This window comes from Amycolatopsis sp. NPDC003861 (assembly GCF_053605405.1).
This window is the reverse complement of the sequence record NZ_JBSGJD010000014.1, coordinates 1-16473: the sequence shown is the minus strand read 5'-3', so window position 1 is coordinate 16473 and position 16473 is coordinate 1. Positions and strand designations below refer to the sequence as shown.

At 72.1% G+C, this 16473-nt stretch carries 16 protein-coding genes; 4 read left to right on the top strand and 12 right to left on the bottom strand.

The window, feature by feature from the left end; all coding sequences use genetic code 11:
- Positions 1-40 precede the first annotated feature (40 nt).
- Together ACWEVN_RS06095 and ACWEVN_RS06090 are read right to left on the bottom strand one after the other, a co-directional pair.
- On the bottom strand, positions 41-2581 hold the full coding sequence (locus tag ACWEVN_RS06095; RefSeq protein WP_452050465.1) for an ABC transporter permease: 2541 nt from the start codon (positions 2579-2581) through the stop codon (positions 41-43).
- On the bottom strand, positions 2575-3309 hold the full coding sequence (locus ACWEVN_RS06090; RefSeq protein ID WP_452050464.1) for an ABC transporter ATP-binding protein: 735 nt from the start codon (positions 3307-3309) through the stop codon (positions 2575-2577). The genes ACWEVN_RS06095 and ACWEVN_RS06090 overlap by 7 nt, the downstream gene beginning before the upstream one ends.
- 124 nt (positions 3310-3433) lie before the next feature.
- On the opposite strand from ACWEVN_RS06090, the gene ACWEVN_RS06085 reads away from it, so the two are divergent.
- The 3 genes from ACWEVN_RS06085 to ACWEVN_RS06075 all read left to right on the top strand — a co-directional run bounded on the left by ACWEVN_RS06085 (position 3434) and on the right by ACWEVN_RS06075 (position 5546).
- Positions 3434-4633 (top strand): sensor histidine kinase, encoded by a 1200-nt coding sequence (locus ACWEVN_RS06085; RefSeq protein ID WP_452050463.1) that lies wholly within the window; start codon positions 3434-3436, stop codon positions 4631-4633.
- Positions 4621-5277: a response regulator transcription factor gene (locus tag ACWEVN_RS06080; RefSeq protein ID WP_310975917.1), complete on the top strand. Its 657-nt coding sequence runs from the start codon at positions 4621-4623 to the stop codon at positions 5275-5277. The genes ACWEVN_RS06085 and ACWEVN_RS06080 overlap by 13 nt, the downstream gene beginning before the upstream one ends.
- 71 nt (positions 5278-5348) lie before the next feature.
- Positions 5349-5546 (top strand): hypothetical protein, encoded by a 198-nt coding sequence (locus ACWEVN_RS06075; RefSeq protein WP_310975916.1) that lies wholly within the window; start codon positions 5349-5351, stop codon positions 5544-5546.
- Here ACWEVN_RS06075 and ACWEVN_RS06070 read toward each other — a convergent pair.
- The 9 genes from ACWEVN_RS06070 to ACWEVN_RS06030 form a co-directional block, all read right to left on the bottom strand.
- Complete coding sequence (locus ACWEVN_RS06070; RefSeq protein WP_452050502.1) at positions 5519-6562, bottom strand: MFS transporter; 1044 nt, start codon at positions 6560-6562, stop codon at positions 5519-5521. The genes ACWEVN_RS06075 and ACWEVN_RS06070 overlap by 28 nt on opposite strands.
- Before the next feature lie 172 nt (positions 6563-6734).
- On the bottom strand, positions 6735-7097 hold the full coding sequence (locus ACWEVN_RS06065; protein WP_452050462.1) for an HPF/RaiA family ribosome-associated protein: 363 nt from the start codon (positions 7095-7097) through the stop codon (positions 6735-6737).
- Positions 7098-7168: 71 nt separating this feature from the next.
- Positions 7169-7735 (bottom strand): TetR/AcrR family transcriptional regulator, encoded by a 567-nt coding sequence (locus tag ACWEVN_RS06060; RefSeq protein WP_452050461.1) that lies wholly within the window; start codon positions 7733-7735, stop codon positions 7169-7171.
- 59 nt (positions 7736-7794) lie between these two features.
- A complete protein-coding gene (locus ACWEVN_RS06055) occupies positions 7795-9108 on the bottom strand; it encodes an ABC transporter substrate-binding protein (protein ID WP_449684352.1) in 1314 nt (437 codons plus the stop codon).
- Positions 9095-10165, bottom strand: a complete 1071-nt coding sequence (locus ACWEVN_RS06050) for a branched-chain amino acid ABC transporter permease (protein ID WP_452050460.1) — start codon at positions 10163-10165, stop codon at positions 9095-9097. The genes ACWEVN_RS06055 and ACWEVN_RS06050 overlap by 14 nt, the downstream gene beginning before the upstream one ends.
- A complete protein-coding gene (locus ACWEVN_RS06045; protein ID WP_452050459.1) occupies positions 10162-11013 on the bottom strand; it encodes a branched-chain amino acid ABC transporter permease in 852 nt (283 codons plus the stop codon). Before ACWEVN_RS06045 ends, ACWEVN_RS06050 begins: the two co-directional genes overlap by 4 nt.
- Positions 11014-11042: 29 nt before the next feature.
- A complete protein-coding gene (locus ACWEVN_RS06040; protein ID WP_449684349.1) occupies positions 11043-11750 on the bottom strand; it encodes an ABC transporter ATP-binding protein in 708 nt (235 codons plus the stop codon).
- Positions 11743-12534, bottom strand: coding sequence for an ABC transporter ATP-binding protein (locus ACWEVN_RS06035; RefSeq protein ID WP_452050458.1), 792 nt, complete (start codon positions 12532-12534; stop codon positions 11743-11745). Before ACWEVN_RS06035 ends, ACWEVN_RS06040 begins: the two co-directional genes overlap by 8 nt.
- 225 nt (positions 12535-12759) lie before the next feature.
- Entirely contained in the window at positions 12760-13740 is a 981-nt protein-coding gene (locus ACWEVN_RS06030) for an ABC transporter substrate-binding protein (RefSeq protein WP_449684347.1), read from the bottom strand.
- A gap of 297 nt (positions 13741-14037) precedes the next feature.
- On the opposite strand from ACWEVN_RS06030, the gene ACWEVN_RS06025 reads away from it, so the two are divergent.
- Positions 14038-15063, top strand: a complete 1026-nt coding sequence (locus tag ACWEVN_RS06025; RefSeq protein WP_452050457.1) for a Shedu anti-phage system protein SduA domain-containing protein — start codon at positions 14038-14040, stop codon at positions 15061-15063.
- On the opposite strand, the gene ACWEVN_RS06020 is transcribed toward ACWEVN_RS06025, so the two are convergent.
- Positions 15060-16304 (bottom strand): MFS transporter, encoded by a 1245-nt coding sequence (locus ACWEVN_RS06020; protein WP_452050456.1) that lies wholly within the window; start codon positions 16302-16304, stop codon positions 15060-15062. The genes ACWEVN_RS06025 and ACWEVN_RS06020 overlap by 4 nt on opposite strands.
- Positions 16305-16473 lie beyond the last annotated feature (169 nt).

The following is a 16473-nucleotide window of genomic DNA, read 5'->3' as shown; positions in this document are numbered from 1 at the left end:
ACCGGGCGGGGTGAGCCGGCCCCGGCTCACCCCGCTCCCCCTATTCGCGGACGCCGATCGCGTCGATCGGCCGGGCCCGCAGCGCCACCGACGTCGCCACCCCGATCGCCACCATCCCGAGCGCGGCCGCACCGGCGACGATTCCGAAGTAGACGGTCAGCGGACCGGCCGGGACCGGGTTGCCCCGCAACCCGAAGTTGAGCAGCGCCAACGGGACCAGGGCCACCAGCGTGCCCAGCACGATCGCGATGCCGACCGTGGCCAGTGCTTCGAGCCGCATCATCCGGGTCACCTGGCGGCGGGTCGTGCCGACCAGCCGCAGCAGCGCGAACTCCCGGCCGCGCTGCGCGGTCGTCAGGACCAGCGTGTTGGCCACCGAAATCGCGAGGTACCCGACGATGACGCCGGCCGCGACCAGGTTCAGGTAGAACTGCGCCTGCCGCTCGCCGCCTTCCGGCGCGGTGCTGACGGACGCCGGAGCCACCACCAAACCCGGATAGGGCAACGCACTCAGCGCCGAAGCCACCGCTCCCGCGTCGGCGCCGGGCTGCCGCCGGATCAGCACCGAATCGTCCAGCCGGCCGCCGATGTGCTCGCGGGCCAGCGCGACCGGCAGCACGAAGTCGCCGAAGGCCAGGTCGTGCGTGTAGGTGGCGACCAGCCGCAGCTTCGCCGGGACGCCGTCGCCGAAGTAGAACTCGACCTCGTCGCCGAGCTTCTTCTCCAGCCAGTCCGCTTCCGCCCGGCTCAGCGCCACGGTGTCCCCGGTCAGGTCGGCGAGCCGTCCGGCGTCGACGCCCAGCTCGAGCGCGGCCCCGGCCCGGTCGCCCGCCAGGCCCTGCGCGGGGGTCCGCTGGACCTCCACGCTGTCGCCGACCGGCGTCGCGGTGATCACCGACGTGCGGACCACCGGCGTCGCCGCCGCGACCCCCGGCACCCGGCCGGCCGCCGCGGCCACCTCGGGCGAGAGCCCGCCCGGTGCGGTGAGGACGTAGTCGGCGGTCGTCGACCGTGCCGACTCCTGCTGGGCCGCCGCCGTGGTCGCGGTCGGCCCGTAGAAGGTGGCGAGCGCGAACGCCACGGCCAGCATCAGCGGGGTCACCGCCGCGGCGACGCGCCGGGCGTTGGCGTGGGCGTTCGCCCCGGCGAGGTAGCCGCTGATCCGCCAGACCCGCGCGAGCACCGGGGCCAGGAACCGGGTGACCAGCCCGGTCACCTGCGGGCCGACCACGGCCAGCCCGATGACGACGACGAGGGTGGACATGGTCGAGATCGCGGCGGCGATGTCGCCGCGCAGGAACAGCGGGACGAGCGCGCCGCCGACGCCGGCCAGCACCAGGGCCCAGCCGGTGAGCAGCCGGCCGCGGCCCAGCTCACGGCGGTCCACCGCGGCCTCGCCCAGCGCCTCGACGGGCCGGATCGACGACGGCCGCCGCGAGGCCGCCCAGGCCGCCAGCCGGGCCGCGCCCAGGCCGAGCAGGACCGCCGCCGCCGGCGGGAGCGGGCTGAGCGCCAGCCCGAAGTCGGCCGGGATCACGCCGATCGCGGCGAACGCGTCCCGCAGGCCACCGGCGACCGCCAGGCCCAGCAGGCTGCCCAGGACGCCGGCGACGAGCGCGATCAGCGTCGTCTCGGTGCCGATGAGCTTGCGGATCTGCCGCGGGGTGGCCGCGACCGCACGCAGCAGCGCGAACTCCCGGCGGCGCTGGTTGATGGTCAGGGCGAGGGTGCTCGCCACCACGAACACCGCGACCAGCAGCGCGAACCCGCCGAACGAGCCGGCGATGGCCAGCAGCAGCACCCGGGTCTGGCTGACGTCGAGGAACTCGATGCTGCTGCGCTCGACGCCGGTGGTCACCTCGGCGCCGCCGGCGACCGCCCGCACCCGCTCGGCGAGCGTCTCCGGCGCCACGCCGGGGTCGGCGAGGACGCCGATCGCGTGCACCTGGCCGGGGCGGCCGGCCAGCTCGGCGGCCCGGCCGGGGGTGAAGAACAGGGCGGCTTGGCGCGCGGTGCCGTCGACGACGCCGCTCACCTTGAACGGCACCGGCCCGGACCGGGTGGTGATCCGCACCTGGCCGCCGACGCCGACGTCGGCCCGGCGGGCGAGGCCGGCGTCCAGCACGACCTCGTCCGCGGTGGCGGGCGCGGTGCCGCCGCGCAGGGTGAACGGTGCCAGCACGGCCGCGTCCCAGTTGTGGCCCAGCGACTCGCGGTCGGCGAGCACCCGGCCGTCGCGGGTGACGACCTGCGCCGGGAAGCTCTGCTCGGCCACGGCCGCGCGCACCCCGGGGACGGCGGCGATCCGCCCGGCCAGCGCCGCCGGGACCGGCGGCTGCTCGCCGACCTGGTCGGAGGACAGGGCGTCGGCGCCGGGCGGGCGCACGGACTGGGCTCCGCCGACGACAACGGCCGCGGCGGCGTAGCGCTGGGTGGGGACGCCGGCGCGCAGACCGGATTCCATGAGGATGCCGCAGGCGGCGACCAGGGCGGTGCCGCAGAGGATGGCGATGAAGGCGCCGGCGAACCCGCCGAGGCGGCTCCGGATCGTCTGCCAGGCGAGGTCCAGCACGCTCACCACTCCCCGAGGTGCGTCATCCGCTCCGCGACCCGCTCGGGGGTGGGGTGCGGGAGGTGGCCGGCCAGCTTGCCGTCGGCCAGAAAGAGCACGCCGTGCGCGGCGGAGGCCGCGACCGGGTCGTGGGTGACCATCAGCACGGTCTGGCCCATCTGCTCGACGATCGCGCGGAGCAGGTCCAGGACCTGCCGCCCGGTGCGGGTGTCGAGGGCGCCGGTCGGCTCGTCGGCCAGCACGACCTCGGGCCGGGTGACCAGGGCCCGCGCGATCGCGACGCGCTGCTGCTGCCCGCCGGACAGCTCGGCCGGGCGGTGCTCCAGCCGGTTCGCGATCCCGACGCCGTCGACGACCTGCCGCAGCCACTGCGGGTCCGGCTTGGTGCCGGCCAGCCGCAGCGGCAGGGTGATGTTCTGGAGCACGTTCAGCGACGGCAGCAGGTTGTAGGCCTGGAAGACGAACCCGATCCGGGTGCGCCGCAGCTCGGTCAGCTGGCGTTCCTTGAGCCGGCCGATTTCGGTGCCGCCGAGCAGCACGCGCCCCGACGTCGGCCGGTCGAGGCCGGCCGCGCAGTGCAGGAAGGTGCTCTTGCCCGAGCCCGACGGGCCCATCACGGCGGTGAATGTCCCCCGGGCCACTTCCGCCGACACGCCGTCGAGCGCGGTGACGGCGCCGTCACCGGAGCCGTACACCTTCCGGACCCCGGTCAGTTCCAGCGCATTCCCTGTGGTCATTGCGATCCCCTTCGTTCTCTCCCCAGGAAAACTAGGGCGGCGCGGACGGCGGATCGATCCTGTGGGGAGGTGGATGCGGGGTAGCGCCAGCACTACCCCGCGGGTGGGGTGGGACACTGTGGCCGTGACGACCCGCTTGCGCGAGTGCTGGTCGGCGGTTCGTTACCTCGTGGTCGGCGCCGGCACTTCGCTGCTGTCGATGTTCGCCCTCACCGGGCTGTTCGCCGTGGTCCTGCTGTGCCCGTTCGGCGTCGGGATCCCGTCACTGGCCCCGATGATCCGGCTGTCCCGGTGGCCGGTCGGGGTGGATCGCCGCCAGGCCGCGCGCCAACTCGGCGAGCCGATCCCCGAGCCGTACCGCGACGGCTCCCCGCTGAAGGACCCGGCGACCCGCCGCGACCTCGCGTGGCTCGCCCTCCACGCGGCGACCGGGACGATCCTGGGGGTGCTGTCGTTCGGCCTGCCGGTGAGCGCACTCCAGCAGGTCGTCTTCGCCGTCGTCTGGCCGTGGGTGCCCGGCGGCATCGAAGGCCAGCTCGGCCTGGTGGTGAACTCGTGGCCCATGGCGGGGCTGAGCGTGCTCAGCGCGGTCGCGATGGTGGCGTTGTTCCTGCTGATGCCGCGCGTCGCCCGGTGGAAGGCGGGGCTCGCGCAGCGGCTGCTGCGGCCCGCGCCCGGCGTCGTGCTGGCGGACCGGGTCGCCGAGCTGACCGCGACCCGCGCGGCGGCGCTGGAAGCCCACGGCGCCGAGCTGCGGCGCATCGAGCGTGACCTGCACGACGGCACGCAGGCCCGGATCGCGGCGGTCGTGCTGCAGCTGGGCATCGCCGGGCAGCTCTACGCCCGGGATCCGGCGACCGCGCGTGACCTGCTGGTCAAGGCCCAGGACACCGCGACCGACGCGCTGGCCGAGCTGCGCACGGTCGTCCGCAGCATCTATCCGCCGCTGCTGAGCGAACGCGGCCTGGCCGGGGCGGTGCGGGCGCTCGCCGAGCGCTGCCCGGTGCCGGCCGCGGTCGACGTCGAGTACGAGGCGGGCCGCCCGGCCGCGGTCGAGGCCGCGGCGTACTTCGTCGTCGCCGAGGCGCTGGCCAACGTCACCAAGCACGCCGATGCGTCCAAAGTGGACATCGCGCTCGGCGGCACGGCGTCGTTGCTGTACCTGGAGATCCGCGACGACGGCCGCGGCGGCGCGGTCGAGTCGGACGGCAGCGGGCTGGCCGGCATCCGGCGCCGCGCCGAAGCCTTCGACGGAACCCTCACCCTGACCAGCCCACCCGGTGGGCCGACCGTGCTGCGAGTGGAGCTGCCATGCGGGTCGTGATCGCGGAGGACGACGCGCTGCTGCGCGAAGGCCTCGCCCTGTTGCTGAAGACGGCGGGCATCGAAGTGGCGGCGGCGGTCGACAACGCCGAGGACTTCCTGGCCTTCGTCGAGGGCGACCGGCCCGACGCGGTCGTGATGGACGTCCGCATGCCCCCGACCCACCGCGACGAAGGCCTGCGCGCGGCCGTCCGGGCCCGCGAGATCCACCCGGCGCTGCCGGTGCTGGTGCTGTCGGCCCACGTGGAGACGAGCTACGCGGTCGAGCTCCTGGCCGACGGCGTCGGCGGGGTGGGCTACCTGCTGAAGGAGCGCGTCGGCAAGGTCGAGCGGTTCCTGGACGCGCTCGAGCGGGTGGCGAAGGGCGGCACGGCGATGGACCCGGAGGTGATCGCCCAACTGATGGCCCGCCGGCGCGCGGCGGACCCCCTGGCGGCGTTGACCGCGCGAGAGCGTGAAGTGCTGGCGCTGATGGCCGAGGGCTACAACAACGGCACCATCGCGGAGCTGCTGGTGGTCAGCGACGGCGCGGTGCTGAAGCACATCCGGAACATCTTCGCGAAGCTGGGCCTGCCGTCCGACGAGGGCGCGGGGCACCGCCGGGTGCTGGCGGTGCTGGCGTACCTCGGCCGGGATGCGGGGTAGCGCAGGCACTACCCCGCATCCGGGTGCGCACGGCATTTCCGCCGGCGCGGCCGATCTTTAGCGTTCACGGCATGAACAACGACAACGTTTCGACGCGTCCCTCGACCCCGGTCCTGCTGTGGCTGGTGCTGGTGATCAGTGCCACGGTCAACGCCGGCGGCCTGCTCGTGGGGCTGGATCTGCTACCTCGGACGATCGCCGGCGGCATCGCGGTCGCGGCGATCGCGGGCCTGGTCACCCACTACGTCCGGCGGCGCAGGCAGGCGTAGGTCGCGAGCGCCGCCGCCACCAGCGCCGCCGCGGGCCAGAAGGGGTTCGCCACCGCCCCGGCCAGCACAGGGCCGGCCGTGGCCCCGACGTTGAGCGCAGCGGTCGCGTAGGACCCCTTCATCGTCGGAGCGCCCTCCGCCAGCCGCAGGATCCGGGCGATCACCGTGCCCCCGACCGCGAACGACAACGCACCTTGCGTGAACGCGAGCGTGACGAGCACCGCCGGGACCTGCCCGGCCAGGGCCGCCGCGAGCCACCCGGCGAGCAGCAGCGGCCCACCGGCCGACACCACCCGGCCGGACCACCGGTCGGCGAGCCGCCCGGCCGCGGTGATCCCGGCGAAGCACCCCACACCGAACGCACCGAGCACCACCTGCACCGGAGCGACACCCGCGGCCACCGGCGCCAAGTACGTGAAGACCCCGAACGTGGCCGCGTTCACCAGCGCCGCGACGGCGAGCACCCCGGCCAGCGGTCGCAACTCCGCCAGCTCGGCCCGCAACCCGACCGGCCGCTCGCCCGCCGCGGTGTCCGGGATCCACCACACCGCCGCGAACGCGGGCAGGCACAGCGCAGCCACCGCCCAGAACGCCGACCGCCAGCCGAACGCCGCATCCAGCAGCGCTCCACCGGGCACTCCGGCGACGCACGCCACCGTCGTGCCGCTCAGCAGGACGGCGAGCGCGCGGCCGGGGCGCGCGAACCCGGTCGCCGCGGTCAGGGCCACGGCGAGGAATCCCGCGTTCGCCACCGCGGCCAGCACCCGCGTCGCGAGCAGGACGGCGAACGACGTCGTCAGCCCGCCCACGACGTGGGTCAGCGCGAAGAGCGCCAGGAAGCCCAGCAACGCCGTCCGCCGCCGCCAGGACCGGGACAGGGCCGCCATCAGCGGCGCGCCGGCGACCATCCCGGCGGCGAAGGCGGAGGTCAGGTACCCCGCCTGCGCCGCCGGGACGGCGAAGGCGGCGGCGATGCCGGGCACCAGCCCGGCCAGCATGAATTCGGACGTGCCCATGGCGAACACGGCCAGGGCGAGGAGGTACAGGGGCACGGAAGCTCCAGGAGATCACGAGATCGGCAGGACGATTTCGTGGTCACCCGGCAACCCGGGAACGGGGAGTTATCGGGCCGCCGGGAAGACCGGCAGCCCGGTCCTGGACGCTTCGGGGCTCGACACGGCTTCGAGACTAGCCGATCACGGGGTCTTCCGGCGCGGGCATGTGCCGGATGCTGTCACTGCCCTTGTGGTCGTGGGCGCGTTCGTACCGGGACTCCAACGCGCGCACCAGCTTGTGCGTCGCCCCGGCGTAGGCGTCGTCCACGGTGGCCGCGTGATGGGTGACCGCCACCGGCTGCTTGCCGCTGGGCCGGGCCTCGATCACGCACTTCTTGTCCTCCGTCTCGGCACCCCCGTCTTCGCTGAGGTGCACCTCCACCCGGGTCAGCCACCCGCCGAACCGGGACAGGCCCTGTTCCAGGTCGGTGGTCACGTAGGCGGCCAGCCGTTCGCCACCGTGGACGTTGTGGTCGGTGTTGACCTGGATCTGCACGAGCACCCTCCTCGGCGAGACAGCGATGATCCCGATCAATACCACGGCGGCGGCGAAGTCAAACCGGTCCACTATGGACGGAGGCTGCGCAGCATCAGGTCCGCGAAGTGCTTCCCCACCTGCTCCCCCGACAGCTCGCCCTCCGGGTGGTACCACATCCCCAGCCGGTGAATGGCGCCGAAGTGGTAGTTGATCACCAGATCGGCGGGGACGTCCGCGCGGAAGACCCCGGACTGCTGCCCCTCGGCGACCAGGTCGCGGACTCGCTCGTGGTACGTCCGCCGCTCCGCCCGCACCTGGACCTGCTTGGACTTCTCCAGCAGCGGGAAGGACTGGAAGAACACCGTCGCCGCGTCGAGGTCGGCGATGCTCGTGACCACGACGTCGGCGACGATCGCGTGCAGCCGCTCGGGCAGCGGCAGGTCCGACTCGGCGATCGTCACCATCCGCCGCGTCTGCATCCGCAGCATCGCCGCGTAGATCTCGAAGAGCAGGTCGTCCTTGGACTCGAAGTAGTGGTACAGCCCGCCCTTGGTGACGCCGGCTTCCTCGACGATCTCGCGGACCGTCGTCGCCTCGAAGCCCTTCTCGGCGAACAGCCGCACCGCCGCCCGCACGACCTTCTCCCTGACACTCATGTCGCCACCCTATGTGAGCGGACGGGCCGGCCCGTGGCGCCCACGAGCCGGCCCGGACGTCACTTGCTCACCAGGTTGACCTGCTCGGGAGTGGCCCGCTCACCGGAGTACGGCGAGATCGCGCCCGTCCCCCGGTCGGTGACGGCCGGTGGCTGGAGCACCGTCGTCGTGGTGTCCGGGTTGATCTTGAACACGTACGCGCCCGTGTAGCCGGCGTGCGAGTCCTTCGAGAACCCGAACGGGGTCAGTCCCGGCCCCTTCAGCGCGCCGGAGCTCATCGCGTCGACGACCTTCTGCCGCGTCGGGTCCGGCCCGGCCGCCTTCAGCGCCTGCCCGAACGTGTAGGCCTGCACCATCCCGAACAGCACCGTGTTGGTGAACGGCTCCTTCGCGATGTACTTGTCGTGGATGCCCTTGAAGTAGGCGACCCAGGGGTCCGAGGTCTGGGCGACGTCGGGCAGGTACCCGGTGCCGATCAGACCGGCCAGCAGCTGCCCGCTCGAGACGCTGGCGCCGCCGCGCTTGGCGAAGTCCTGCAACAGCCCGGAAAGCGTCGCCGGGTCCGCGCCGATGCTGCTGACCACGAACTGCGGCTTGTACCCGATCTTCGCCGCGGCCAGGATCGACAGCGCGGTGAACGCCGGGATGCACGCGCAGACCACGACCTCGGCCCCGGCCGCCTTGAGCGCCGACAGCTGCGGCGTGACGTCGGTGTTCGCGCTGTCGTAACCCTGCTTGGCGACGACCTGGTCCTTGACGAACTGGTCGAGCCCGGCCTGGGTGTCGCGGCCGACGTCGTCGTTCTGCGTGAAGTAGCCGACCTTCTTGCCCGCGAAGGTGTCCTTGACGTACTTGCCCTGGATCTTGCCTTCCCGGGTGTAGTCCACCTGGTACCCGAAGGTCATCGGCGCCTTCTGCGGGTTGTCCCAGGCGAGCGCGCCCGAGGACACCAGCAGGTCCGGGACGCCTTCGGAGTTCAGGTACTCGACGACCTTCGAGTGCGTCGGCGTCCCCAGGCCCCCGACGATCGCGAAGACCTTGTCCTGCAGCACGAGCTTCTTGACGACCTCGACGGTCTTCGTCGGGTTGTAGCCGTCGTCCTCGACCTTGTAGTCGATCTTGCGGCCGTTGATCCCGCCGGCGTCGTTGATCGCCTGGTAGACCGCGCGGGCCCCGACGGAGATCTTGCTGTACCCGGGCGCGGCCGGGCCGGTGAGCGGCTGGTGCGTGCCGATGACAACGGCGTCCTTCGTCACGCCGACCGCCGAATCGGCGGCCTGCTGCCCGCCGCCGTCGCTCTCCCCCGCGCCGCCGCACGCGGTCAGCGTCAGGGCGAGGGCGAGGAACCCCGCGCCGTACCTAGTGGTTCTCATGGTTCTCCTTCTTTTCGGCGGGTCGACGGAGAAGCCCGCGGAGCTTCTGGAAACCGCCCTGGATGCCACGCGGGAAGGCGAGCACGACGACGATGAGGATCACGCCGTACACCGCGAGCGGGAGGTTGTTGGCCACGTCGGTGTTCAGGTGCAGGACGTCGGCGAGGTCCTCGGACCAGGCCTGGAAGTACACGAGCGCGACCGCGCCCCACAGCGCGCCCCACAGGGACCCGAGCCCGCCCAGCACCACCGCGGCCAGCAGGCTCAGCGACAGCGCGGGCGTGAACGAGCCGGGCGCGGCGGTGCCCAGCAGGAACGCCTGCAGGCCACCGGCGAGCCCACCGCACACCGCGCTGATCAGGAAGGCGAGGATCTTCGTGCGCCCGACGGCGATCCCGCTCAGCGCGGCGGCGACCTCGTCGTCCCGGACCGCGCGGAAGTCCCGGCCGAGCCGGCCGCGGACGACGTTCACCACCAGGACCAGCGCGAGCAGCACGCTGAGCCAGACGATCCAGGTCTGCCAGCGCAGTTCCGGGACACCGATCCCGGCCGGTCTGCTGTGGACGGTGAAGTTCAGCCCGTTGCTGCCGCCCAGGAAGTCGGGGAACTTCCGGGTCAGCGCGGGCAGGCCGACGGCCAGCGCCAGGGTCGCCCCGGCGAGGTACGGGCCGCGCAGCCGGGCCGCCGCCGCCCCGGCCAGCAGCCCGGCGAGCCCGCCGGCGGCCGCGGCCAGCAGCAGGTCGGCCCACAGCGGGAACGACGGCACGTGCTTCACCAGCAGCGCCACCGTGTAGGCGCCGATGAACATGAACGCGCCGTGCCCCAGCGACACCTGGCCGGTCAGGCCGGTCAGCAGGGTCAGCCCGGCCACCGCGACCAGGTAGTACCCGATGGTCGCGAGGCGCAGGTTGGTGAACTCGTCGGTGACCAGGGTCAGCAGCACCACCACCGCGAACGCGCCCAGCGCGGCGAGGGCGTGGACGAGCAGCGGCGGCATCGTCCGGCGTTGCTTCGCCGGGGCCACCAGGACCTCGGGTGGTTCGGTGCGCACGCTCATACCCGCCTCACCTTGGCCCGGCCGAACAGCCCGCTGGGCCGCAGCGTCAGCACGACCACCAGGATGGCGAGCGCGGCGATCGTCACCATCTCCGGTCCGAAGTAGCCGGACACATAGGACAGTCCGACGCCGAGGACGAACCCGCCGGCGATGGTGCCCAAGGGGTTGTCGAGGCCGCCGAGCACGGCCGCGGTGAGCGCGTAGACGAAGACGCCGTCCAGCACGTTCGGGAAGAGGAACGGCGGGGTGGCGAGCAGCCCGGCCAGGGAGCCGACGGCCGCGGCCAGTCCCCAGCCGGCGGTGAGCATCAGCCCGACCCGGACGCCGAGGGTGCGCGCCACTTCGGGGGCGAACGCGGCCGCCCGCATCCGCAGGCCCAGCGGCGTGTACTTGAACACCACCAGCACCAGCGCGGCGATGGCGACGACGGTCAGCACCACGAACAGGTCGTTGGCGGAGAACCGGCCGCGGAAGTCGAAGGCGTACGGGAACGCCAGCGGCTCGTTGGACCAGATCATGCCCGCGACCGCCTGCAGCACCAGCAGCAGCCCGAGGGTGACGATGATCGAGCTGAGCTCGGAGCGGTGCCGCAGCGGCCGGATGAGCAGCCGTTCGGTGGCGACGCCCAGCAGCGTCCCGGCGACGATCGCGACGGCGAACCCGAGCCAGTAGCTGCCGGTCGCCTTCGTCACCGAATAGGCGAGGTAGGTGGAGATCAGGGCGAGGGCGGGTTGCGCGAAGTTCACCACCCGGGTGGCCCGGTAGATGATGACCAGGGCGAGCCCGAGCGCCGCGTACACCGCGCCGGCCGAGATCCCGCCGAGGGTCAGGTCGAAGAAGTCCTGCATACCGGACCGTTCACCTCCAATTAGGACGGTCAGAAACCCAGGTAGGCGTGGCGGAGGCCGTCGTCGGCCAGCAGTTCCGCCGCGGTGTCGACGGCCACGACCCGGCCGAGCGCGAGGACGTACCCCCGGTCGGCGATGGACAGGGCGGAGTGCGCGTTCTGCTCGACGAGCACGACGGTGAGCCCGGTGGAGGCCCGCAGGTCGCGCAGGATGCCCATGATCCGGGCGGTGATGAGCGGCGCGAGGCCGAGCGAAGGTTCGTCGAGCAGCAGCAGCGACGGCCGGCTCATCAGGGCCCGGCCGATGGCGAGCATCTGCCGTTCGCCGCCGGAGAGCGTCGAGGCGGGTTTCGCCGAACGTTCCTCCAGGGCCGGGAAAAGCTCGTACATCTCCCGGCGGGCGGCGGCCCGGTCGGCGCGGTCCCGCCGCCACAGCGCGCCCAGCCGGAGGTTCTCGTCGACGGTCAGCTCGGTGATGACGCCGCCGCCTTCGGGCACGTGCGCCACGCCGCCGCGGGCGATCCGGTCCGGTGCCAGCCCGGTGAGGTCCTTCTTGTCCCAGGCGATCCGGCCGCTGCGGGCGGGGTGCAGGCCGCTGATGGTGCGCAGCAGGGTGGTCTTCCCGGCCCCGTTCGCGCCGAGCACGGCGGTGATCCCGCCGCGTTCGACGGTGATGCCGACGCCGTCGAGCGCGCGGACCGCGCCGTAGGCCACGGACAGCTCTTCGATCTCAAGCACCGGACGCCTCCTCGGCGGGGTCGCCGAGGTAGGCCTCGGCCACGCGGGGGTCGGCCTGGATCCGCGCCGGCGGGCCGGTCGCGATCACCTCGCCGAAGTTCAGCACCACCACCTGGTCGCAGACCTGCATGACCAGGTCCATGTGGTGTTCCACCAGCACCACCGCCATGTTCCGCCGCAGCGAGAGGATCAACGTCGAGAGCTCGACGAGCTCGGCGGACGACAGCCCGCTCGCGGGCTCGTCGAGCAGCAGCAGGTCGGGCTCGGCCACCAGGGCCCGCGCGAGCGCCACCCGTTTCCGCACGCCGTAGGGCAGCACGCCGGGCAGCCGGCCGGCGAGGTCGGCGATCCCGAGTTCGCCCAGGGTCTCCCGGGCCCGCCCGGCCAGCTCGGCTTCGTCGCGGGCCGAGCGGCCGGCGCCGACGAGGGCGGGGAACGCGCCGGTGCGGGCGTGGCGGCCCGCGCCGGCCATCACGTTCTCCAGGACCGTCAGGCCGGGGAAGAGCCCGAGGCCTTGGAGCGTCCGGACGATCCCGAGCCGCGCGAGGTGCTCCGGGCGGTGCCGGACGAGCGGGCGCCCCCGCCACAGCACCCGGCCCGCCTGGGGCCGGACGAAGCCGCAGACGACGTTGAACAGCGTCGTCTTGCCCGCGCCGTTGGGCCCGATGACCCCGACGACGGTGCCGGCGTCGACGCTGAGGTGGACGTCGTGCAGGGCGGTGAGACCGCCGAACCGCACGGTGAGGCCGTCGACCACGAGCAGGTCTTCGCCGGGAAGCGCCATCGATGACTCTCCTATCCCACCATGTGGACAACGTCGTACCGCGCGGTCGGTATGAAGAGACTGGGCTGCAGCGGCGGTCGTGTCAAGGTGCGAATCACCGAAACCGGACGGGCGCCCGGTGGTCTGAAAATTTCGGGATAGCGGCCGTTGCGGAAACCCTCGGCCACATACAAAAGAGGGCGGATGCGCGATGCGCACCCGCCCTCTTCGCGACCGGTCGCCGGCTCAGCCGGTGCCGGTCTGCGGGGCGATCATCGAAGAGGCGTCGAGCTTCGTCTGGACCACGCCCAGCTGCTGCAGCAGGTCCGGCACCCGCTGGATGCGGCGGGCGTCCAGGCTCGACCCGAAGGCGGGCATCACCATCAGGCTGGCGATGTCCTGGTCGACCTTGGCGTTGCGGACGACCAGCGGTTCGATCCGGGCCCGGTCGACGGCGGCGCGGGTCGCGTTGAGCATCGCGCGCTGGAACGCCCGCATCGTCTTCGGGTGGTCCTGGACCCACTTGGCGGTGGCGCCGTAGCCGGTGAGCGGGAAGTTCTGGGTGCTGCCGCTGGCGGCGTCGATGACCGGGAACGCACCCGCGGTCCGGGCGGCCTGGGTGAGGAACGGTTCCGGCTGGTAGGCCGCGTCGACCTTCCCCTGCGCCAGCGCGCCGCTCATCTCCGACAGCGGCATCGGCACCCACTGCACCTTGCCGGGGTCGACGCCGTGGTCGCGCATCACCGACCGGGTCAGCACGTCCGAGGCGGCGTTCTTCGAACTGATGGCGATCCGCTTGCCCTGGAGGTCGGTCACCGTCTTGACCGGCGAGTTCGGCACGGTGACGACCTCGTTGCTGCGCGGGCTCGCCGACGTCCCGTCGGTCACCAGCTTCACGTCGGCGGCGCCGCTGCTCTTGGCCAAGAAGAACAGGGTGTAGGTGGACAGCGCGAGGTCGTCCTGGCCGCTCGTCATCCGGCTGAGCGTCTCCTGCCCGCTGGCGCCGACGTCGGTCTGCACCTCGAGGCCCTCGGCCTTGAAGTACCCGCCCTCCTGGGCCAGCCAGAGCGGCGCGAGGTCGACGGTGGTGAGGATCGCGACCCGGATCGACGGCTTTTCGACGTCACCGGCGGCGGAGGAGCTCTTGAGCTGGCTGCACCCGGTCAGCAGGACGGCGAAGGCCAGGGCGAGCACGGCGAGCCGGCGTGTCGAGGCGCGATGAAGCATGCCACTCCTCGGAGAGAATTATGGGGACCACGGAATACGGCTCGTTCGGCCGTGATCAGCCGGACTGTAGATGACGATTTCCCGGGCCGCAAATACGTTGCCGAGAAATATGCCCCGCCAGGTTCACGCGAAAGAGTGACAGGAAGGCGAACGGGTAACCTACTGACAGGACGGTCAGGAGGGCCGGAAAGAAACCGCCGTCACGCGGCCGGGTTTCGTGATCTTGCCACCGCAGGTAGTGACCTCGGGTTGCGCTGATCGTCGTAACGCCACCGAGTGGCGGCGCGACTGCCTGGCGTGACCTCCTCACCCGGCGAACCGGATCCCGCCGACGAGTTGATCAGGCGGATCGAAGAATCGACACCCCCCGGCTACCGGCACGTCGAATCCACGGTCGTCCACCGGGGCGAAAACGTCTACAAAACCGCGACGCTCTATTATGTACCGGAACAAAGCGGCGACGGGCAGCTGATCCTGGTGGTCAATTCCTGGACACCGCGCCCCGATTTCTCCGGGTTCGACCTGCGGCCGGGCGCGAGCGGGTGGACGTGCGAGGACGCCGACATCGCCGAACTGCACCGGTTCCTCTCGGGCCGTTTCGAGCCCGCCGAGCCGGACGCCCCGCTCGCGGCCGTCATCCGGAAGGTCCAGACGGGCGAAGCGGACGCGGGCCAATTGGCCCAATTGGCGGAAGCGCTGGCGGACGCCCCGAACGGGGCCGGAATCCTGGCCGCGCACGGCGCCGGGCAGGTGCTGCTCGACGGCATCCAGGCCGCGAAGCAGCGGGACGTCATCACGGCGCTTTCCGAAGTCGTCCGGGATCCGGCGGCCAAGGAGAACGAATTCCAGAAGATCCTCGAGGAAAGCTGGTGGATGTTCGGCGGAAAGTTCGTCGACAAGGCGAAGCGACGGCACCTGACGGTGATGACCCAGCTGGACGTCCCCCTGATCCGCGCCGACGGCGCACTCCACGTGGTCGAACTGAAACGGGCCTGCATCCCGGATCTGGTCATCCCCCACCGGAACTACTTCGTCGTCGGCCCCGAGGTGAACAAGGCGGTCGGCCAGAGCATCAACTACCTGCGCGAATTCGACGAAGAACGCACCACGATCAAGGAGAAGCTCGGCATCGAATGCCGCCGCGCGTTCGCCACGGTGGTCATCGGCGACCCGCAGCACGTGCCGGACCCCAAGGCCCGCGAGCACGTCCCCGACACACTCCGGACGTACAACGCCCACCTCGGGCGCGTCGAGGTGATCACCTACGCCGACCTCATCCAGGGCGCGGAGAAGGCGCTGGAACTGGCACCGTCGCCGGGCTAACCGTTCGCAACGGCCTCGGCGGCGGTCGAGAAGCGGCGCAGGCCGGGCGTCACCGCGCCGACGAGCACCACCGCCAGCACGCATAGCAACCCACCGCTGACCAGCGCAAAGGTACCCGAAACGGCACTGGCAACGAGCCCACCGCGCAGGTTGCCGACATCCGGACCGGCCTGGCCGACGATCTGCTCGGCGGCCGCAACCCGGCCGAGCAGCGCGTCCGGCGTGGCCAGCTGGACGAGCGCACTGCGCGAAACCACCGACACCGTGTCGGCCGCCCCGGCGAGGACGAGGCAGGCGAGCCCGAGCCACCGGTCCGGCGCCAGCCCGAACCCGGTCAGCGCGGCACCCCAGAGGGCGGACCCGGCGAGCATCACCCGGCCGGGCCGGGGCAGCCGCGTGAAGGTCCCGGAGAAGACGGAAGCCACAACCCCGCCGACCGCGACGGCCGACAGGAACAGGCCGAGCGTCCGCGGATCGCCGGCGAAGCGTTCGGCGTTGACGAGCGGGAACAGGCTGATCGGCATGGACAGGACGGTGGCGGCGAGATCGGTGAGCAGCGCCCCGCGCACCACGGGCGTCCGCACGAGGAAGGCAAGCCCATCGACCACCCCCCGAAGCCCCGGCCGCGAAGGCTCGCCATCGGGCCACATCGCGGGGAGGCCGAAGACGCCGTAGAAGGCGAGGCCGAAGGTGAGAGCGTCGACGACGTAGCAGCCACCGACGCCGACCCACCCGAGAACGAGCCCGCCGAGCGCGGGGCCGAGCAGCATGGCGCTTTGAAAGGCAATCCGGTCCAGAGCCAGCCCGGCGGCCAGCTGTCCGGGTGGAAGCAGCCGCGGGACGAAGGTCCGAGCGGCCGGCCCACCACAGGCGACAAAACACGATTGGCCGGCGACCAGCGCCAACGCGACAACCGGCACATCCCCGAGAAACCCTTGCACGGCAAGGAAGACGGAGCAGACGGCTTGACCGGTGGTGGCAACAAGGGCAACCTTCCGCCGATCAACCCGGTCCACCAGCGACCCACTGAAAAGGCCGAAGACGACAATGGGCAGGGCTTGAGCAAGCCCGACAACCCCGGTCCACAGGGTGCTCCGAGTCTGTTCCCAGACCTGGAACATGACGGCAACGAGGGTCATCTGCGAGCCAAAGCCGGAGAAGACCCGGCCGAGCCAAAGCCGCCGAAAGGGCGGCGAGGCACGGAGCGGAGCAAGGTCGACAAAGGCGCGGGCCAGGGACACGGAAGCGATTGTAACAGCGCTTATACATAACGGGTGAGCAGCAGGAAGCTTGTCATCGGAGGAGCTGGGTGGTCATCCCGTCGCCTGAGGCCGTGAAATCACTTTGAGCCGGGCCCGCAACCCACAGCGCGGGGCTGGATCAGGGCGCAGGCTTGCGGGCCCGGCTCAA